We start from the raw sequence: 19,361 nt of genomic DNA, 5'->3' as shown, positions 1-19,361 counted from the left end.
TCATTGACCGCGTTTACTTCAGTGGCTCAGGTAAAAAGCCTCGGCGTACCTGGGCCTCCTGCTGATTCATTACCCGCTGGGCATCCAGCATATGCTCCCGCATGATGCTATAAGCGCTTTCCGCATCCCCTAGCTCGATCGCATCCAGTATTTGCGCATGATAGCGACATCCCACCTGGCCAAAGTCATAGGTGGCTGGCTCATACAGTCGATGATATATCGTCAGATCCGAGAGCACTTGAATCGTGAAACGAATGATAAAGGTCAGCAACTGATTGCCGCCTGCCAACTCAGCAAGCATCAAGTGAAAATGTAGCGAATCGAGGTGTTGCTGGCGCTCCGTCTCGCTATCGTTTGCCGGACCGGAATAGCTATGCAGACTCTCACGCAAGCGCGCCAGCTCTGCTGGGCTCACTTTCCCCGCCAATGAAGCCGCCAGTTCCGGTTCTAACGCTAGGCGTATCTGATAAATATCTTTGATCGAAATATCTTTGAAAAATAGATAATTACTTAGCAAAGACACCGCTTTTGCATCGCTCATCGCACGTACAAAGGCACCGCCGCCAGGCCCCGTACGGGTTTCCACCAGGCCCTGCGCCTCCAGTACGCGCGTACTCTCGCGCACTGTGCCTTTCGACACCTGCAATGTGTCCATTAACTCCGACTCGCTCGGCAGCCGGTCTCCTGGCTTTAACTGCCGATCCACAATCCAGCACTTGATGGTTTCCGCCACCTGATAAGGACGGCGCTGCGATGCGTTTTTTAACATGCTGTCGAGAATTTCCTGACAAATAAGCAGCAAGGGTACCAGAGAGGCTTATGGTTTGGGCGTTTCCATCATAGCGACACTACTCTGCAATAGTGTTGTAAGTATCTAGCTGGCACTAACTAGTAAACTGGTCTATTGTTGGGCGTACTATTTTACCAAAGCATCCAAAAGGAGCTTATTTGATGGTTTTCGAAACACTATTTACCCCCACCACGCTCGGTAGCCTGACGGTTCCTAACCGTATCATCATGGCACCACTGACCCGTTCGCGCACGCCAGATAGCGTGCCGGGTAAAATGCAGGAAGCCTATTACGGCCAGCGCGCCGGTGCGGGCCTGATCATCAGCGAAGCCACTAACATCTCTCCCACTGCCCGTGGCTATGTGTACACGCCCGGCATCTGGACCGATGAGCAGGAAGCGGGCTGGAAAGGCGTCGTGAATGCGGTTCACGCCAAAGGTGGCCGTATTGCCCTGCAGCTGTGGCATGTGGGCCGCGTTTCCCATGAGATGGTGCAGCCGAACGGCCAGCAGCCGGTAGCTCCCAGCGCGCTGAAAGGTGAAGGCGCTCAGTGCTTTGTTGAATTCGAAGACGGCACCGCTGGTCAGCACCCCACCAGCACGCCGCGTGCGCTGGAAACCAACGAGATTCCTGGCATCGTGGATGATTACCGCCAAGCGGCCATCCGTGCCAAGCGCGCCGGGTTCGATATGGTCGAAGTCCACGCTGCCAACGCTTACCTGTTGAACCAGTTCCTGGCCACCGGCACCAATAAGCGCACCGACCAGTACGGCGGTTCGCTGGAAAACCGTGCCCGATTCCCGCTGGAAGTGGTCGATGCGGTCGTGGAAGTGTTTGGTGCTGAGCGTGTCGGCATCCGTATGACGCCGTTCATCGAGCTGTTCGGCTTGACCGACGACGAACCGGAAGCGATGGCGTTCTACATGGCCGAAGAGCTTTCCAAGCGCGGCCTGGCCTACCTGCACCTGAACGAGCCCAACTGGGCAGGTGGCGATATCACTTTTCCCGATGGTTTCCGCGAGCAGATGCGCGAGCGCTTCAGCGGCAGCCTGATCTACTGCGGCAACTACGACGCCGAGCGTGCCGAAGCGCGCATCAAGGAAAACACCGCCGATGCCGTGGCCTTTGGCCGCCCCTACATCGCCAACCCCGATTTGCCGGAACGCTTCCGTGTGAACGCCCCGCTCACCGAGCCGAACCATGAAACGTTCTATGGCGGCGATGAGAAGGGCTACACCGACTATCCGTTTATGGATAACGGATATGACCGCATGGGCTAAGCCTGCCTTTGCCAGGGTTTCTTAAAAAGGGAACCCTTATTGATAAAAAGCATCACTTAGGTGATGCTTTTTTTATGTCTAATGGTTTTAAAACGCTGCTAGGCTGTTGATTCACTCGTTTTAACGCGTCTTCTCACACTTAAGGATAGGTGGCACATGCTCGGTTCACTGTTGGCGCTGCTGGTCTCATTACTACTGGTGGGGGCCGCTGCGGCCACAGGCGCACGTTTTCGTCCCGATGGCTGGTACCGGGCGCTGCGCAAACCTCGCTGGACACCGCCCGACCTCGCTTTCCCCATCGCCTGGGGGATTCTCTATCTCTTGATGGCGATTGCAGCATGGCGGATCTATATGGCGGAAGGCTCCGCGCTGCGTAGCGCCAGCCTTGCCTTTTATGGTGCGCAACTGCTAGCAAATGCGGCGTGGTCTTGGCTGTTCTTTGGGCGCAAGCAGATCGGTGCTGCTCTGGCAGATATTGTGCTGCTGATAGGATTGATTACAGTGACCATTGGCCTGTTTGCGCAAGTCAGTACGCTGGCGGCTTGGCTAATGGTGCCTTACTGGCTGTGGGTCGCTCTCGCGCTGGCACTCAACGCCACCATTTTGCGATTAAATAGCGCCTAAGGGTTAACTAACAAAAGGGTGTTACCCCATGGATACAACGTCACTGCCCGTTCTACTGGCCTTTGCCTCTCTGCTGTTAGGCATATTGGCCGCAGCGATTTTCGCTTACGTCGTGGTGCCCAAACGGCGTCGCGCTAAGGCCAAGGCCGAAGAAGCAGAGGCAAAGACAGAGGCACCGGTCGTCGCGCCTACGCCGCCGCCAGCGGAAGAGCCGCCGCCCGCTCCCGCCAAGCGCACGGGGAAGGTCAAACAGCACTCGCTGTTCGTCATTTTCAACCAGCCGGATGTCACCACCGATGAGCGATTGACCGAGTGGCTGCGTGGCAAAGGCGCCCATTACGACGCCATCAAGAAGGTGTTTTTGATCGACGGCCAGCAGGCATCTAACCCGATTACCGTGGCCAACGCCTTCCCGCCTGGGGAAATGCCCGACCTGCTACGCGGGGAAACCCACGAGCCCATTCGGGGGGTTAGCCTGCTGGTGAAGCCGCCGCTGCACAAACGCCGCAATCAGCAGATGCACGTGTATGTGGAACTCGCCAAAGAGATGAACGAGACCTTCAGCGGCGACATGCTGGATGCCGACCGAGAGCCAGCCACCGAGGCCACCTACGCTCAAATCATTGGTTAAGCGCTACACCACGCCCTGGCTGCGCAGGTAGTCGTCGTAGCTGCCGCTGAAGTCGACGATGCCCTCCGGCTGCATGTCGATAATGCGGGTGGCGAGGCTGGAGACAAACTCCCGGTCGTGGCTGACGAACAGCAGCGTGCCAGGATAGTTCTCCAGCGCCAGGTTGAGCGCCTCGATAGACTCCATGTCCAGGTGGTTGGTGGGCTCGTCCATCAGCAGCACGTTGGGATTGGTGAGCGTTAACTTACCGAACAGCATCCGCCCCTGCTCGCCGCCGGAAATCACCTTCACCGATTTGCCGATATCGTCGCTGGAAAACAGCATGCGGCCCAGCGCGCCGCGCACCACCTGTTCGCCGCCTTTGGTCCACTGGCCCATCCACTCAAACAGCGTGGCGTCATTGGCGAAGTCATCGGCGTGGTCTTGGGCGAATACGCCAAGCTCGGCGGCATCGGTCCACTTCACTTCACCGGCATCTGGGCGTAGATCCCCGCCCAGGGTTTTCAGCAGCGTGGTTTTGCCAATGCCGTTAGGGCCGATGATGGCAATGCGCTCGCCCGCTTCGACAGTCATAGAGAAGCGCTTGAACAGCGGCTCGCCGTCGTAGCCTTTGGTAATCGCATCTACGTTCACCGCGTTACGGTGGATCTTCTTGTTTTGATCAAAGCGGATAAACGGGCTCACCCGGCTGGAGGGTTTGATATCTTCCAGCTTAATTTTATCGATCTGGCGCGCCCGCGAGGTGGCCTGCTTCGCTTTAGAGGCGTTGGCCGAGAAGCGGCTGACGAACTGCTGCAGCTCGGCAATTTGCGCTTTCTTCTTGGCGTTATCAGAGTGCTGACGCTCACGGGCAGCGGTGGCGGCCGTCATGTAGTCGTCGTAGTTACCGGGGAACAGGGTGATTTCGCCGTAATCCAGATCCGCCATGTGGGTACACACGCTGTTCAGGAAGTGACGGTCGTGGGAAATAATCACCATGGTGCTGCTACGCGCTTTTAGAATCTCTTCCAGCCAGCGGATGGTGTTGATATCCAGGTGGTTGGTGGGTTCGTCCAGCAGCAGCACGTCCGGGTCGGAGAACAGCGCCTGGGCCAGCAGCACGCGCAGCTTCCAGCCGGGAGCAACTTCGCTCATGGGGCCGGTGTGCTGTTCGATGGGAATGCCCAGGCCCAGCAGCAGCTCGCCCGCGCGGGACTCGGCGGTGTAGCCATCCAACTCGGCGTAGCGCACTTCTAAATCCGCTACGGCCATGCCGTCTTCTTCACTCATTTCAGGCAGCGAGTAGATGCGCTCACGCTCGGCGGCCACTTTCCATAGCTCGGCGTTGCCCATGATAACGGTGTCGATGACCCGCTCGTTCTCGTAGGCAAACTGGTCCTGGCGCAGCTTACCCAGCCGGGTGCTGCTATCCAGCATCACCTGGCCAGACGAGGGCTCCAACTCGCCACCGAGAATTTTCATGAAGGTGGACTTGCCGCAGCCGTTGGCGCCAATCAAACCGTAGCGATGGCCGTTATTGAACTTGACGGAGACGTTTTCGAACAGGGGCTTGGCCCCAAATTGCATGGTGATGTTGGCGGTGGCGATCAAGATAGAGACCCTGGTTGGCGACATAGCCCTGATGGAGGAGCGACATGCGTGCAAAAGCTCGCGATTCTACGCGCCTTTGGACAACGTTACATCTCCCCTTGCGCGCTTCCCTTAACCGGGCACTTTACTGCTGAGCAGGCATTTCAAGCAGAAAACGTTCACCGTCAAGCGCTTGGCGTAGGCGCGAATGTAGAATTTCAACACTTCCCTGGTGCTCGCCTACCAGGGCGGTGGTCGTTACCTTCAACCCGCTGTGGCGCTGTTCGGCGGCGGCGCAGATCTCGGCGATATCGCCACCCTCACCGGCATGACGGCCTGGGGAGAGAAACAGCATCGCCAGCACCACGTGGCCGCTGCTGAATTCGGGAGTATCCAGCAGGTGCTCCAACAGCGGCTCGTTAAAGCGGTACTCGTCGCCGTCACGTCGCTCCATAGAGGCCGCCGCCACGCAGCGCACGTCGTCGCCCAGCAGCACGCTCAATTGCCCGGCCAAGCGGTTACGCACGGCGGTAACGTCGGGAATGGGGCTGCCGTGGTCCACCAGCGCGACCTTGGCAGCGCCTTGTTCAGGCAGCTGCGCACGTACGTTATCGGCCAACAGTTGTGCCAAGCGCAGGTCGTTATTCCCCAGCTCATCCACCAGCGGCTGCGCAACCCGCACCGACACGTTAAGGAAGCGTGCCTGCAACGCGGCCATTCGCTCCGGCAAGTACCCCGTTAGCGCTTTGCTAGGGCCGAAGAAAAACGGCAGCACGATAATCTCGGTGGCGCCTGCCTCGGCGCTGCGTTCGGCGGCGGGGCCTAACGTAATGGCGGGAATGCCGTCGACCTCTTCAGCGGGGATTTTATTGGAGTGCAACAGCGAGGCCGCCTGAACAGTCTCTCCTAGCGTCTCGCTCAACGCTGCCGCCACGCGGCGCAGATTATGGGTCGCCTGAGGCCGCAGAGAGCCGTTATCGACCAGAAAAATAGCGCGCATCGCGTTCATCCTTTTCAATCGGAGCGTTAATGAGCCGCCAGTACGTCTGCCGCCACCACGGGAATGGCCGCGTGGCGGCACAGGTCGAGCACATAGCGGTCGCGGGCGTAGAGGCCGTTGCTGCTCAGTGAGAGGTAGCCTAGACGGTCGTCGTGATGCACATCCACGCCCGCGTCATAGAGCACTACGTCTGGCTGGTAAATCAATCGTATAACCCGGATGATGAACCACCGTTAACGCCATGCGCGTGCAGCCACTTTGGTCACAAATGTAGATCGCTTATGTTGCTTGATACCACGACGTTAAACCAGCAAAGAAACTTCTTCGACGGCCATGCGGATATCTGGCTTTTTGGCTACGGTTCGCTGATTTGGAAAGCCGATTTTGACTATTTAGAGCGCCGGCCTGCAGCGATTACCGGCTGGGCGCGGCGCTTCTGGCAGGGTTCCCACGACCACCGCGGCACGCCGGAAGCGCCGGGGCGTGTGGCGACGCTGATTCGTGCCGAAGGTGCGGTATGTCACGGCATGGCCTACCGCATCACCCCAGAGGTGCTCGCACCGTTGGATGTGCGGGAGAAAAACGGCTACCTGCGGGAAAAAGTCACGCTGACGTTTTTGGATGAAGCGGGTAACCCTGACGCCGACCAAGCGCCTAGCGAGGGGCTGATTTATCTGGCCAGCGAAGACAACCCGGCGTTTTTAGGCGATGCCCCGCTGGCCGATATCGCCCAGCAAATAGCCCAGGCCCATGGTCCCAGCGGCCCTAACAGCGCTTACTTGCTGAACCTCGCCCAAGCGCTGCGCGAGTTGGGCACCGAAGATGCGCATATTTTTGCCCTGGAAGCGCAGCTACAGCGCTACCAGTAGCGCGGATAGCGGCGGTGGCGCGCCAAGTTATTGACCAGAATCGCCACCACCAGCATGACGATGCAGCCTGCGCCAATGGGGATCAGCGGGTACCACCAGCCCAACTGATGCACGCTGGCACCGCCTGCCACGGCAATCAGCGCAGCGGCAGCCCCTGGCGGGTGAACGGTATGGGTAAGCTGCATGACCAAAATGGAGAGCGACACCGCCAACGCCATCGACAGCGGCGTGGCCCCCAGCAGTTGATAGCAGCCCACGCCCACACAGGCAGAGAGCACGCTGCCAAACAGCACATGACTGGGCTGGGCAAAAGGGCTTTCCGGGGCGGCGTAAATCAGCACCGAGGTTGCCCCAAACGAGCCCACGATCAACAGCTGCTGGGAGAGCCACTCGGCGCTTAGCCAGCAAATCAGCGCCATGCCAGTAAAGGCACCCAGCCACGACCAGCAGGCATCCTGCCAGCCTACCCGGGGGCGCGGCGTTCGTTCTCCGCGCATCTTACCAAGATACGTTTTCATCGCACTCGCCTTTGCACAAAAAGAGTGCAGATGATGACAAAATGCACCAAAGAAGCAAATGACGATGCGTCATATGCTCATGAAACTCGCTCAAGGACGACCAGCATGCCACTACCGACTCCCTCGCTCACCGTTGCTCCCTCCAGCCTATTGCTAGCGGTAGTGGCTGCCGTGGGCATGGCCACCATCGGCGTGATCTCGCGCATCACCGGGCTGAATGCAGAGAGCATTACCTTCTACCGGTTGGGGTTAGGGGCGCTGTTTTTGCTCGGCTATTTACTGCTGACAAAACGCCATGCAGGACTCACCACACTGCCAGGGCGGCAGGTGGTGATTAGCGGTAGTTTGCTGGCGGCGTTCATCCTGTTTTACGTGCAGGCGATGAACTACACCCAAATGGCCAACGCCATTTTGATGGTGTATCTCGCGCCGATTGTGGCGGCTATCGCGGCCCATGCGCTATTTAACGAACGGCTTGCAGCGGCGCAGGTTTCGCTCATTGGCTTGGCGCTGTTTGGGTTCGCGATGATGCAGGAGTTTCGGCTCAACCTGGACGATCAGCAGGACGTGATTGGCATGGGTTTTGGCTTAGCGGCCATGCTAGCTTACAGCGGTTTTATCCTGACGAACCGCCGATTGCCGCGCCACCTGGATGACCGCACCTGCGCCTTCTGGCAATTAGCAGTCGGGGCGCTGGTCATCTTGCCGTTTGCTTTATGGCAGCCAGAGGGGCTAACGGCCAGCACGTGGCAAGTGCCGTGGCTGGTGGCTGCTGGCCTGGTGCCCGGTTTTTTGGCGCTGCTGTGCGCGGTAATGGCGATTAACCGCCTGCCCACCGCCCTCTACGGTACGCTGGCTTACTGTGAGCCGGTGGCGGTGGTGATTTTTGGCTGGAGCCTGTTTGGCGAAGCGCTTTCGCCTTTGCAGTTAAGCGGCTGTGGGCTAGTGATCGCCTGCGGCGTTGCGCAGGCGTGGGTCGGTGGTCGGGGCGCTACATCATCAGCCACGACAGGATAAACAGCCCAATCAGCGTGCGGAAAATGCCGCCAATAATGGAGCCACGCAAAAACGCACGCAGCCCGCCCCATAGCACCAGCAGGCCAATCAGCAGTATCGCTAGGCTTAAAAACGAGTCGTTAATCCCCAGCGAACGCGTCAGCCCGCCGATAAAGTCATCAAAGGCACCAAAGAAGTTGGTGAAGAGCCCCACCAAAAACTCCACCACGACTCGGATGGCGTCGCCTATCGCCTCGCCGATGCCCTCAAAAAATCCGTTTGCCTGCATGCGCGTTGTCCATTGCTTGAAGATAATTGATCGAAAATAGCGAGTTGAAGATAGCTCGTTGAAGATAGCTCGTTGAAGATAGCGGGCATTGTGTGTGAAAACACGCAAACTGGCAAAGCCAGGTGATTAAGCGGAGCGGCTTCCACCTTTCGCCTATTCCCTTTTTAGCACTGCCGCGTTACAACGTTAAGTACGCATTTGCGGGAGAGACTGGTACACGACACCAGCGCCGAAGGAGCAACGACCCCGGAAACTCTCAGGCCAACGGACCGCAACGGCTAACGTTTTTACCAATACGTTCCGAAGAGCGGTTGATGACTGCGTCACTCAGCCCACCGAAGGAGCAAGCGCCACATCATCGGCGTGAATCTCTCAGGTTCCATGACGGAAGGGGTACGCCTAGCAAACATGTTTGCTGGGGGTATCGCCCGACGCTCATACAATCTGTGGAGAGACTCATGCAACGCATTGCAATTATTGGCGGTGGTATTACCGGTATTACCAGCGCCTACGCCCTCGTGAAACGCGGCTTTGACGTCACTGTGTTTGAAAAGCATCGCTACGCCGCGATGGAAACCTCGTTTGCCAACGGTGGCCAGCTTTCCGCTTCAAACGCTGAGGTATGGAACCACTGGCCTACGGTCATCAAAGGCCTGCGCTGGATGCTGAAAAACGACGCCCCGCTGCTCGTCAATCCTCGCCCTACCTGGCACAAGCTGAGCTGGTTTGCGGAATTTATCGCCGCCATTCCCCGCTATGCCGACAACACCACCGAAACAACGCGCCTCGCCATTGCCGCCAGGGAGCACCTGTTTCAGTGGGCGCGAGACGAGCAGATCGATTTCGACCTGAAACAGAAAGGCATTCTGCATATCTACCGCGATAAAGCGGGCTACGAGCATGCCGCTAAGGTCTCACAGCTTCTGCACCAAGGCGGGCTTGAGCGCCGCGCGGTGACCCCGGAGGAAATGCGCGCCATCGAACCCACGCTGGCGGGTAGCTACTACGGCGGCTTCTTTACCGAAAGCGACGCCACCGGGGATATCCATAAGTACACCAATGGATTGGCGAACGCAGCCGCCAAACGGGGTGTGCATCTTAACTACGGCCATCAAGTCACCGACCTGGGGGCGGATGAGAACAGCGCGTGGGTTAGCGCTTCGGTGGACGGCGAAGAGGTGCGGCACAGCTTTGATAGCGTGGTGGTGTGTGCGGGCGTTGGCAGTCGTGCCATCGCCGCCAAGCTAGGCGACCGCGTCAACATCTACCCGGTCAAAGGCTACTCCATCACCGTGCAGCTGGACGACGAAGCCTCACAGCAGGCCGCACCCACGGTGAGCTTGCTGGATGACGAAACCAAGCTGGTGACCAGCCGCCTAGGGAACGACCGCTTCCGCGTGGCCGGTACCGCTGAGTTTAACGGCGCGAACCGCGACATTCGCAATGATCGGATTCAGCCGCTGGTCCGCTGGGTAGAGCAGTGCTTCCCCGGCGTCAGCACCCAGCGAGTGGTGCCTTGGGCGGGCCTGCGCCCGATGATGCCGAACATGCTGCCCAAAGTCGGCCCCGGCAAATTGCCGACCGTTTTCTACAACACGGGCCACGGCCACCTGGGCTGGACACTCTCGGCCATCACCGCCGAGATGCTGGCGGATGCGGTGGATACTACCGTGGCCACACCGCTGGCGGCCTCGCGGTAAGGCTGGCACCTGCGCTCCCTGCCAAACGCCGATCAGGCGCCTGGCAGGCTACGCCCTTTTGAGCTGCTGCACCGACGCCACCAGGTCATTGAAGCGCTCCCCCTGAATCATCACATGGTCGCGCAGTAGGGTTTCCGCCTGCTGGGCCTCCCCTGCCGCTATCGCCGCCACAATGGCGTCGTGCTCGGCAAACGAGCTTTCCAGACGCATGCGCACCTGTAGCTGCATTCTGCGATAAGGCTGCAGGGCCGCATGCAGCCGCGCGGCCTCCTGCGCCAGGAACTGGTTATGGCTGGCTTCGTAGATGCGCTGGTGAAACAGGCTGTTCTCGTAGTAGTAACCATTGCTGTCGCCCGCCTCCACCTTGGCCTGGCAGGCTAGGTGAACGTCCTGCAGCAGTGCCAGCTCGTCGGCAGTAATGCGCCGCGCCGCCAATCGGCCACACAGCCCCTCCAACTGGGCCATCACCTCAAACCGCTCTACCAGCTCTGAAATGCTCAGCTCGGTGACGAAAGTGCCGCGCTTGGCGACCACCTGCACCATGCCCGACATGGCCAGCTGCTGAATGGCTTCCCGGATGGGCGTTCTGGAACATTGATACTCCAGCGCGAGCGCATCAGGGTCCAGGCGATCACCGGGTAGAAAGCGCCCTTCCACGATGGCGTCTTCCAGTAGATCGCGCAGTCGATGTGCCTGTGACACCTTAGCCATAAGTCGCCTCTGTTTTACTTGACTGAAATATTTTAAAAGTCTATTTGTTATATATAACACATCGCATCGAAACATCCTTGCAGCCACAATCTCATAACAATCATGCGCGGAGCCAGATGTATGCAGATGAACATGACGTTTCTACAGGGCTTGCTCACGAACATCAGTGAACGCACCCGCACCAAATACCGCTCGGTGACCTCCTACTCGCCCGAGGTGCACCTCAAGGGGCTGTTCGACGCTTGTGAAAAGCTGATGCTGCCAGGTGGCGAAGCCACACAAATACTGACCGCTCAAGCAGCCCTTAGCCACTATAGCCAATTGACCGAGCAGGAACAGGACGCGTTTTTCTCGCTGCTGGCCAATGCCTACTCGGCTGACCCCGAACAGATCCACGCGGCCTACCAAGTGTACCGCGAGCGCCAGGACAACGAAGCCCTGGCGCGGCTTTTCAGCGCCTGCGAGCCCCGGCGGCAAGACCTGCTGCGCCGCCTCAACCTCTGCCCGGGAGGCACCTACGAGCTGGTCAAGATGCGCGCCAACCTGCTGAAACGGCTCAGCGCCTCACCCTCCTTTGCGGCCCTGGATGCCGACTTTTCGCATCTTTTCAATTCGTGGTTCAACCGCGGCTTTCTGGTGCTGGAGAGCATCGACTGGAACACCCCGGCGGCCGTGCTGGAAAAACTGATCCGTTACGAGGCGGTGCATGAGATCAGCGACTGGACCGCGCTGCGCCGCCGCCTGGACCCGGAAGACCGCCGCTGCTACGCCTTTTTCCACCCTGCCACGGGCGATGAGCCGCTGATTTTCGTGGAAGTCGCGCTGTGCAAGGGAATTCCCGACAACGTCCAGGCCATTCTGGAGAACGAAGAAGAGCTGCCGCTGGCCGATGCCGATACCGCCGTGTTTTACAGCATCAGCAACTGTCAGGCGGGGCTCAAGGGCGTCTCCTTCGGCAACTTCCTGATCAAGCAGGTCGTGCAGGAGCTGAGCCGTGAACTGCCCCAGTTGAAGAACTTCGTCACCCTTTCCCCGGTACCCGGCTTTGCGGAGTGGCTGGCCACCCAGCGCCGCTCGAGGGCGGTCACGCTGCCCGAAGCGCTGGAACAGCAGTTGGAAGAAGGCACGCTGACCCAGCACGACACGCCTTCCGCGCACCAGAAAGCGCTGCTGCGCCTGGTGGCTTACTACCTCACCGAGGTCAAACACAAGAGCGGCCAGCCGCTCAACCCGGTGGCCCGCTTCCACCTGGGGAATGGCGCCAGCCTGCACCGCCTCAACTGGCCCGCCGACACGTCCCCCAAAGGGTGGCAGCAGGCCCATGGGGTGATGGTCAATTACCTCTACCAGCTCAATCGCATCGAGCAGAACCACGAAGCCTTCAGCCAACAGCAGAGCGTGGTATGCACCAGCGACATTCGCCGCCTGGCAAGCCAGGCACAGCACTACATGACCGTCGAGGCCTAGGCATGACCCTGACTTCACTACAACAACAAGGACCCACCATGAACCATAATCTTTTCAGCCTGTTCTACCCACACTTCGAACGCCAGCCTGACAAGGTATTGATGGATACCGACGATGGCCGCCAGTATCGCTACCGGGATGTGCTCTCGACCAGCCGCCGCCTGGCCAGCCGATTACGCGCCTGGGGTCTTCAGCCCGGCGACCGCATAGCCGTGCAGATCGACAAAAGCCCCGAGATGCTGATGCTCTATCTGGCCAGCCTGCAAGTGGGGGCGGTGTACCTGCCGCTCAATACGGCATATACGGGCAAGGAGATCGCTTACTTTCTGTCCGATGCCGAGCCGCATATTTATGTCTGCCGTCCCGACGACCTCGACAGTGCCACCCAGCACGGCGAGGCCAGCGGCGTCACGCATATCGTCAGCCTAGGCACCCAGGCTGACGGTAGCTTGATGCACGACCTGGCACAGGTGGAGGAAACCAGCGACGTCTGCCAAGTCGGGCCGGACGATCTGGCCGCCATCCTTTACACCTCCGGCACCACGGGGCGCTCCAAGGGCGCCATGTTGACCCACCGCAACCTGGCGTCCAACTGCCAGGCGCTGACCGAAGCGTGGCACTACAGCGAGCACGATCACTTGCTGCATGCCCTGCCCATCTTCCATACCCACGGCCTGTTCGTGGCCTGTAACATCACGCTGGTGAATGGCGCCTCCATGACCTTCTTGCCCAAGCTGGAGGTGGAAGATCTGATTACGCGCATGTCGAAGGCAACGGTGTTGATGGGTGTGCCCACGTTCTACACCCGCCTGCTGCAATCACCCCGACTCGATCGGCAGGCCACCGCCCACATGCGGCTGTTCATCTCCGGTTCGGCACCCTTGCTGGCCGACACCCATGAAGCCTTCGAAGCCCGCACCGGCCATGCGATTCTCGAGCGCTACGGCATGACCGAAAGCAACATGAACACCTCCAACCCCTATGACGGCCAGCGTCGGCCAGGAACCGTGGGCATGCCGCTGCCCGGCGTGGAAGTGCGTATTACCGACCGTGAATCGGGCAAACCCTTGGCCGATGGCGAGACCGGCATGGTGGAGCTGCGCGGCCCCAACGTCTTCAAGGGGTACTGGCGGATGCCCGAAAAGACGGCCGCCGAGTTTCGCTCAGACGGTTTCTTCATTACCGGTGACCTGGGAAAAATCGATGAGCACGGCTACCTGAACATTGTTGGCCGCGACAAGGACCTGGTCATTTCAGGCGGTTACAACGTTTATCCCAAGGAAATCGAAGCCATTATCGATGACCTTCCCGGGGTTCTGGAGTCGGCGGTGGTTGGTGTCCCCCATGCCGACCTGGGCGAGGGCGTGGTCGCCGTGGTGGTCCCGGCGGCCCCTGATCAGGTGGATGAACAGCCGATTCGCGCCGCCTTGGCAAACGAGCTGGCCAGGTACAAGCAACCCAAGCACATCGTGTTCGTGGAAGCGCTGCCGAGGAACGTCATGGGCAAAGTGCAGAAAAACCAGCTGCGCGAGCGTTACGCCGACACCTTCGAGCGCCACGCAAGCCACGCGGCCCTGTCTTAGTCATTGAACTTAGTCCTGGAACCTAGCCATAGAACTTAGCAATAGAACACGCACGAATTCCCCGCTGACGGGAAAGATGGCGCCGCCGCGACCGAGGAAACCAGACACGGCGGCCCATCGAACACGCACTACCTAACAACAATGACAATAGAGGAAAATGACCATGGTGATTTACGGTGTTGCCCTGCTGGCAGGGTGCATGCTGGTGGGCCTTTGGGCCGGTGACGTGCTGGGCATGATGCTCGGCGTTACATCCAATGTTGGCGGTGTGGGTATCGCCATGTTGCTGCTGATCTTTCTGGGCGGCTATCTCATGGACAAGAAGAAAATGCCGGCCAGTACCGAGAGCGGGATCACGTTCTGGAACGGTATGTACATTCCTATCGTGGTGGCCATGGCCGCCAGTCAGGATGTCGCGGCAGCGCTGGATGGCGGCATGATCGCCATTCTGGCGGGCTTCGTGGCCGTCATGGCCAGCTTTTTGGTCATCCCCCTGTTTGGGCGGCGCGAGCCAGCCGTCGATGACGGCGACGAAGCCACAAGCCCTGCTGCCGATGCCCAACCTCACTCCCGCCCAGCGCCCAGCCAAGCGCGCTAACCCGAGGCTTTGACGATGATCGAATCACTGTTTACGCAACTGGAACGACAGCATCTGGTGGCGGCCTTTGCCCTGGTGGGCGGCGCCATGTACCTCTCCTACGTGCTGAGCGACAAACTCACCAAAGGCCGCGTGCATGGCTCTGCCATTGCCATCATGGTCGGCCTGGCGCTTGCCTATGTGGGCGGGATCACCACGGGCGGCAGCAAGGGGCTGGCCGACATCAGCCTGTTCGCCGGGCTGGGCCTGATGGGCGGCGGCATGCTGCGCGACCTGGCCATCATCGCCACCGCCTATGGCGTTCGCTTTCAGGAGATTCGCACGGCGGGCATGAGCGGCGTCGTGGCGCTGTTTCTTGGCGTGGTGCTCTCGTTCGTGGCCGGGGTCGCCGTGGCCTTCGCCTTCGGTTACCGGGACCCGGTGTCCCTGACCACCATCGGCGCAGGCACGGTGACCTATATCGTCGGCCCCATTGCCGGGGCTTCGATCGGGGCGTCCTCGGACATCATTGCGCTGTCGATTGCCGCCGGTCTGGTGAAGTCCATCCTGGTGATGATCATGACGCCCGCCATGGCCCGGCACATTGGGCTCGACAACCCCCGCTCGGCGATGATCTTCGGTGGCCTGATGGGCACCACCAGCGGGGTCGCGGCAGGCCTTGCCGCCACCAACCCGCGGCTGGTGCCCTACGGCGCCATGACGGCGACCTTCTACACCGGGCTGGGTGCCCTGCTGGCACCGTCGGTGCTCTACCTGGCAGTGCGAGCCATTTTCTAACCGCGAGCAACAGCCCTCCTCGCCACCCACAAGCGATACAGCGCGGGCGTGAAGAAGAACGACACCAGGGTGGCGAGCAGCAGCCCAAACCCGACGGTTTGCGCGAAGGGGGGCCATAGCCCCCCAGCCGCCAACATGAGCGGGATCAACCCGGCAAAGGTGGTGATGGTGGTCGATACGATGTGCCGACTGGTCGGCCCACTGATCACCGCCAACATGGCCGACAGATCACCCTGGCGAGCGGCCGGATCGTCATCAAAGGCGGCAACAATAATGATGGTGGCGTTAATGGCGACGCCTACCAACCCCATAATGCCGACGATAATCACGAAGCCAAACGCATGACCACTCATCAGCAGCGCCACAATCCCCATGCCCATGGCCTGTGCTCCAGCGATAAAGACAATGGCGGCGCGGCGGAAGGAGTTGAACGCCAGCACCACGGTGGCCACCATGGCGATCACCAGCAAGACCACCGAGGCCAGCAGTTGGCCCACCGCCTCGTCACGCTCGGCGGCCTCTCCCCCTGTTTCAATACGGTATCCAGCAGGCAACGTCAGCTCACCGTTCTCAAGCGCTGCCTGAAGCTTGGCATCTAACTGCGCCATGGATACGGCCGGTAGCGCATCCGCCACTAAATAGCCTTGCACCAGCTGCACTCGCTCGGCATTTCGTCGGGTAATCACACTCCATGAAGGGGCAAGATAGCTTTCAGCAACAGCCGCTAACGGTAAGCCTTCAGCCACTTGGTCACTCACCAAACGCAGTGCAGCTAGCTGCTCGGCATCAGTACGCCACCCATCGGCATAACGCACACGTACCGGTAGTTGTTGTGTATCTTCCAACAACATACCGGCAGGCTGGCCGGAGAGGGCAGCACCTACCTGTTCCGCCAGGCTCTGCGTCGTCAGCCCTGCATCGCTCAATGCGGTGTGGTCGACATCAAGCACTAGCCGAGGCAAATCACGCTGCATCCCTGCGCGTACGTGGGTTACCTGGGGAAGCTGGTGCATCAGGCCCGCTAGCTCCAGGCCCAGGGAGGAGAGCACCTCCAGATCATCGCCATACACGCGAAGCTCAATGGGCGCTTTAAAAGGCGAGCCTTGCTCGTATTTGCGCACAACGCCTTGGGCTTGAGGAAAGCGCTTATCCAGAGATTGCTGCAGCCCCGGCACCTGTTGATTGGTGGCCTCTAACGATACCGTATCGACGATCAGATGAAGGAAGGCGGGGTTGTTATCTTCATTAGTTAACACGTTGTAATACATCATCGGCGCACTTTCGCCGATAAACGACGAGACACGCACTACACCCGGCAGCTCGCGCACCATGCTCTCTACTTCGTGGGCCAGCGCTTCTGTCTTGGCGATACTACTGGCGGCGGGCAAGCGCACTTCAATATGGAACTGGTCGCGGTCGGCGAGAGGGAAGAACGCCACGTCTAGCGTTGGCATCAGCGCTATTCCACCTACCGGCACACAGAGGGTGATCACCATCGCCGCCACGGGGTGGCGCAGTGTACTGCGAATCGTGCCGCGAAACGCCCGCTTCATTATATTATCTCGCGGGACAGGCGGTTTAGCGGCTACCTTGGCCAGCAGCATGGGCGAAAGCGCAGGCACCAGCAGCAGCGAAATCAGATAAGAGCTGACCAGCGCCACCATGACCGCCATGGCAAGCGGCCCGACGAACTCCCCACCAGTACCAGGCCCATCAGTAGGCTAATCGCTACATCACTGAGACGCTGGTTGGTATAGCTGGCCTGCTCAAAGACTTCTTCTACCGCCAGCCCTATCGGCAGTTCATCGGCAAACGCCGCCAGTTGCGCCTGGGCACGCTCAACCCACGCATCGATACGCTGTCCCGGCACCATACGGGCACCTACAAATACGGCCCGCTCACCGTTTAGCAGCGCCACCGCGCTGGGTGGGTCTTGAACGCCACGGCGCAGCTCGGCAATTTCTCCTAGCTTGACGCTCTGGCCCTGCTGGGTGGTGACGTTGATCTCTCGCAGCCGGTCAAGCGCATCAAACTCGCCGCTCAAGCCCACCGTTAGCCGATGCCCTTGCGTGACCACCTCGCCAGCCGTGCGGCGGCCGTCGCTCGCCTCAATGGCCCCGGCAAGCTGACCAACCGAGAGTCCTAACGCATTCAGTTCCAGCGGGTCTACCATCACCTCGACCTGCTCCCCGGCGACGCCAAAACGGTTGGTATATTCGGTGCCCGCTACCTGCCGTAACTGATCTTCTAGGCGTTCGGCATAGCGCTCCATCAGCTGTGGATTGGGAGGGGTATCCAACGTCCAGCGCAGAGCGGCCACGATACTGAACGCATAGCCACGGTCATCCAACAACTCCGGCGTTTGCACGCCTTCCGGTAGCGAGGGCGCTACATCGCTGAGCTTATCGCGCACGCGGCTCCACACCGGCGTGACATTGGTCACCGCGTCGCTCAGTTCCAGGCTGAGCACGGCAATGCCTTGCCGCGAGGTAGATTCCAGCACATCAATCTCAGCAATGGTGCGTAGCTCCTGTTCGATAGGACGCGCGACCAAGGCTTCGATTTGTTCGGGAGTCGCCCCTGGGTACGGTGCCAGCACGGTGGCAATCCGCGCGACAAGGTGTGGGTCTTCCGCCCTGGGAAGGGTTTGGATAGCCGATAGCCCCGCGACAATGAGCAAGCCAAGCGACAGCGCCAGCAGGCGGCGATTAAACAACCACTCAATGCGCTGCATGGGCCACTTCCTCGCTGAGTGTGACCTGCTGCCCAGGCGTGATGCGGTGAGTGCCGCTGCTAATTAATCGCATACCGGGGGCCAACGTGCCACGCACAAAGGCGTCATCGCCTTCGGTATGCAGCAGCTCTACGCTCGCCTGTGCCACACGGTAGCGCTCATTTTCCTGAGGTTCGGCAACCAGTACGTTCCACAACCCGCGGTCGGCGGCACGTAGTGCAGATAGTGGTACCCAGTAACCGCTAGCGTGCTCGGTAATTGAGTAGTTCAACTCGGCCAGATCGCCAGGCACCGCGCGGCTGTTACTTGTCAGCGCCACCACCAGTGTTTGCGTGCGGCTGTCGCTATCCACCTGGGGCAGGCGAGCAAGCACCTCACCCGTAATAGGCTGGCCGTTTACGTGCAGCGTCACAGACTCCCCCATGGTGAACGTCGCCGCTAGCCGGGCTGGCAAGCCAAGGTGCGCTTCTAAGTGGCGGGTATTCACGATATCGAAAGCCGCCGTGCCACTGCTCACCAAGCTGCCCACATCAATATGGCGCTCTACCACCCGCCCAGCGAAGGGGGCTTTTAGGGTGCTGTCTTCTAAGTCAGCCGTGAGACTATCGCGCTCGGCCGCTAGGGCAGCGAGTCGCGCTTGCAGGGTTAAGCGGTCGGTGCGGGCTTGGTCCAGCGCCGTGCGGCTAGCAAAGTTGCTTTGATTGAGCTGCGCTTCGCGCTCTTCCTGGCGCTGGGCAAGGGCCAAGCTGGCACTGGCTTCTTCGCTGCGCGCCGCCACTTCGGCTAAACGGCTCTCCAAGCGGCGGGTATCCAGACGGGCGAGCACCTCCCCTTGTTCAACCGCATCTCCGCGCTCGGCCAGTACGGCTTCCACCCGCCCCGCTGGCTCAAAAGCCAACGACACCGACTGGCGCGCCACCACCCGACCGGTTAAGCGCACTTCCCGCCTCAACGCATCTGCCTCGGCAAGCGGAATCGTTGCCACCTGTAATAAAGCGTTATCTACCCCCTGCTGGCGTGCCTGCTGGGCACTACTGTGCTGGCTGGTTAGCAGGAGTATTACCACAACGGTAGCGCCTATCATCAGCAGTGCCGCCAGCATGCCGCGCAGCCGATGCCCCCAGGAAGTGTTTAACGTGCCCATGTTGGCCTCAAATGGTTTATTCTTGAACGATAACGTTCACTATAATATGTGTACGCCACCGTTCAATAACTATTGATGCAT

The 19,361-nt window shown here is 59.8% G+C and carries 20 protein-coding genes and 2 riboswitches; of the genes, 10 read left to right on the top strand and 10 right to left on the bottom strand.

Translation table 11 applies throughout. The features are described 5' to 3' along the window. Window positions 1-13 precede the first annotated feature (13 nt). Entirely contained in the window at window positions 14-769 is a 756-nt protein-coding gene (locus AC13CN_RS15430; RefSeq protein WP_074211423.1) for a FadR/GntR family transcriptional regulator, read from the bottom strand. A 182-nt stretch (window positions 770-951) separates the two neighbouring features. On the opposite strand from AC13CN_RS15430, the gene AC13CN_RS15425 reads away from it, so the two are divergent. From AC13CN_RS15425 to AC13CN_RS15415, 3 genes are all read left to right on the top strand, one after another. Then, window positions 952-2,070 (top strand): alkene reductase, encoded by a 1,119-nt coding sequence (locus AC13CN_RS15425; protein WP_483053238.1) that lies wholly within the window; start codon window positions 952-954, stop codon window positions 2,068-2,070. Window positions 2,071-2,226: 156 nt separating this feature from the next. Further along, complete coding sequence (locus AC13CN_RS15420; protein ID WP_483053237.1) at window positions 2,227-2,694, top strand: TspO/MBR family protein; 468 nt, start codon at window positions 2,227-2,229, stop codon at window positions 2,692-2,694. 28 nt (window positions 2,695-2,722) lie between these two features. Further along, entirely contained in the window at window positions 2,723-3,325 is a 603-nt protein-coding gene (locus tag AC13CN_RS15415) for a cell division protein ZipA C-terminal FtsZ-binding domain-containing protein (protein ID WP_483053236.1), read from the top strand. A gap of 3 nt (window positions 3,326-3,328) precedes the next feature. Here AC13CN_RS15415 and AC13CN_RS15410 read toward each other — a convergent pair whose 3' ends face one another. The 3 genes from AC13CN_RS15410 to AC13CN_RS15400 form a co-directional block, all read right to left on the bottom strand. Then, entirely contained in the window at window positions 3,329-4,915 is a 1,587-nt protein-coding gene (locus AC13CN_RS15410; RefSeq protein ID WP_474790672.1) for an ABC-F family ATPase, read from the bottom strand. 124 nt (window positions 4,916-5,039) lie between these two features. After that, entirely contained in the window at window positions 5,040-5,894 is an 855-nt protein-coding gene (locus AC13CN_RS15405) for a sirohydrochlorin chelatase (protein ID WP_474790009.1), read from the bottom strand. A 26-nt stretch (window positions 5,895-5,920) separates the two neighbouring features. Further along, window positions 5,921-6,100: a hypothetical protein gene (locus AC13CN_RS15400; RefSeq protein ID WP_474790662.1), complete on the bottom strand. Its 180-nt coding sequence runs from the start codon at window positions 6,098-6,100 to the stop codon at window positions 5,921-5,923. 75 nt (window positions 6,101-6,175) lie between these two features. On the opposite strand from AC13CN_RS15400, the gene AC13CN_RS15395 reads away from it, so the two are divergent. Next, the gene (locus AC13CN_RS15395) at window positions 6,176-6,763 is read left to right on the top strand and encodes a gamma-glutamylcyclotransferase (RefSeq protein WP_062374154.1); all 588 of its coding nucleotides are present in this window, start codon (window positions 6,176-6,178) and stop codon (window positions 6,761-6,763) included. Here the strand turns inward: AC13CN_RS15395 and AC13CN_RS15390 are convergent. Further along, a complete protein-coding gene (locus tag AC13CN_RS15390) occupies window positions 6,754-7,281 on the bottom strand; it encodes an HPP family protein (protein WP_016915214.1) in 528 nt (175 codons plus the stop codon). The two genes, AC13CN_RS15395 and AC13CN_RS15390, sit on opposite strands and share 10 nt — an antisense overlap. Before the next feature lie 105 nt (window positions 7,282-7,386). Between AC13CN_RS15390 and AC13CN_RS15385 the strand changes: the two genes are divergently transcribed. After that, window positions 7,387-8,298 (top strand): DMT family transporter, encoded by a 912-nt coding sequence (locus tag AC13CN_RS15385; protein WP_074211421.1) that lies wholly within the window; start codon window positions 7,387-7,389, stop codon window positions 8,296-8,298. On the opposite strand, the gene AC13CN_RS15380 is transcribed toward AC13CN_RS15385, so the two are convergent. Then, on the bottom strand, window positions 8,273-8,566 hold the full coding sequence (locus tag AC13CN_RS15380; RefSeq protein ID WP_044630200.1) for a hypothetical protein: 294 nt from the start codon (window positions 8,564-8,566) through the stop codon (window positions 8,273-8,275). The genes AC13CN_RS15385 and AC13CN_RS15380 overlap by 26 nt on opposite strands. A gap of 191 nt (window positions 8,567-8,757) precedes the next feature. Next, a riboswitch (glycine riboswitch) is annotated at window positions 8,758-8,848 on the top strand. A gap of 8 nt (window positions 8,849-8,856) precedes the next feature. Next, window positions 8,857-8,964, top strand: a riboswitch (glycine riboswitch). 60 nt (window positions 8,965-9,024) lie between these two features. On the opposite strand from AC13CN_RS15380, the gene AC13CN_RS15375 reads away from it, so the two are divergent. Continuing rightward, window positions 9,025-10,266, top strand: coding sequence for a D-amino acid dehydrogenase (locus AC13CN_RS15375; RefSeq protein ID WP_474790663.1), 1,242 nt, complete (start codon window positions 9,025-9,027; stop codon window positions 10,264-10,266). A gap of 48 nt (window positions 10,267-10,314) precedes the next feature. Here AC13CN_RS15375 and AC13CN_RS15370 read toward each other — a convergent pair whose 3' ends face one another. Then, window positions 10,315-10,977: a GntR family transcriptional regulator gene (locus AC13CN_RS15370; RefSeq protein ID WP_253027754.1), complete on the bottom strand. Its 663-nt coding sequence runs from the start codon at window positions 10,975-10,977 to the stop codon at window positions 10,315-10,317. 120 nt (window positions 10,978-11,097) lie between these two features. Here AC13CN_RS15370 and AC13CN_RS15365 point away from each other — a divergent pair, with 120 nt between their 5' ends. From AC13CN_RS15365 to madM, 4 genes are all read left to right on the top strand, one after another. Then, a complete protein-coding gene (locus AC13CN_RS15365) occupies window positions 11,098-12,444 on the top strand; it encodes a malonyl-CoA decarboxylase (protein WP_474790664.1) in 1,347 nt (448 codons plus the stop codon). 38 nt (window positions 12,445-12,482) lie between these two features. Further along, window positions 12,483-14,027, top strand: a complete 1,545-nt coding sequence (locus AC13CN_RS15360) for a malonate--CoA ligase (protein ID WP_253027755.1) — start codon at window positions 12,483-12,485, stop codon at window positions 14,025-14,027. Between the two features lie 163 nt (window positions 14,028-14,190). Next, on the top strand, window positions 14,191-14,625 hold the full coding sequence (gene madL / locus AC13CN_RS15355) for a malonate transporter subunit MadL (RefSeq protein ID WP_039175078.1): 435 nt from the start codon (window positions 14,191-14,193) through the stop codon (window positions 14,623-14,625). A 15-nt stretch (window positions 14,626-14,640) separates the two neighbouring features. Next, a complete protein-coding gene (gene madM / locus AC13CN_RS15350; protein WP_039175076.1) occupies window positions 14,641-15,402 on the top strand; it encodes a malonate transporter subunit MadM in 762 nt (253 codons plus the stop codon). Here the strand turns inward: madM and AC13CN_RS15345 are convergent. Genes AC13CN_RS15345 through AC13CN_RS15335 form a run of 3 tightly spaced genes read right to left on the bottom strand, consistent with a single transcriptional unit; the run spans window position 15,399 to window position 19,280 of the window. Next, entirely contained in the window at window positions 15,399-17,075 is a 1,677-nt protein-coding gene (locus AC13CN_RS15345) for an efflux RND transporter permease subunit (RefSeq protein WP_474790665.1), read from the bottom strand. The genes madM and AC13CN_RS15345 overlap by 4 nt on opposite strands. Beyond that, entirely contained in the window at window positions 17,039-18,136 is a 1,098-nt protein-coding gene (locus AC13CN_RS15340) for an efflux RND transporter permease subunit (RefSeq protein ID WP_253027757.1), read from the bottom strand. Before AC13CN_RS15340 ends, AC13CN_RS15345 begins: the two co-directional genes overlap by 37 nt. Then, the gene (locus AC13CN_RS15335; RefSeq protein WP_253027758.1) at window positions 18,123-19,280 is read right to left on the bottom strand and encodes an efflux RND transporter periplasmic adaptor subunit; all 1,158 of its coding nucleotides are present in this window, start codon (window positions 19,278-19,280) and stop codon (window positions 18,123-18,125) included. The genes AC13CN_RS15340 and AC13CN_RS15335 overlap by 14 nt, the downstream gene beginning before the upstream one ends. Window positions 19,281-19,361 lie beyond the last annotated feature (81 nt).

Source organism: Vreelandella sp. L-25 (assembly GCF_056857535.1).
Note: the sequence above shows the minus strand (reverse complement) of the source record. Positions and strands in the feature narration are given on the sequence as shown.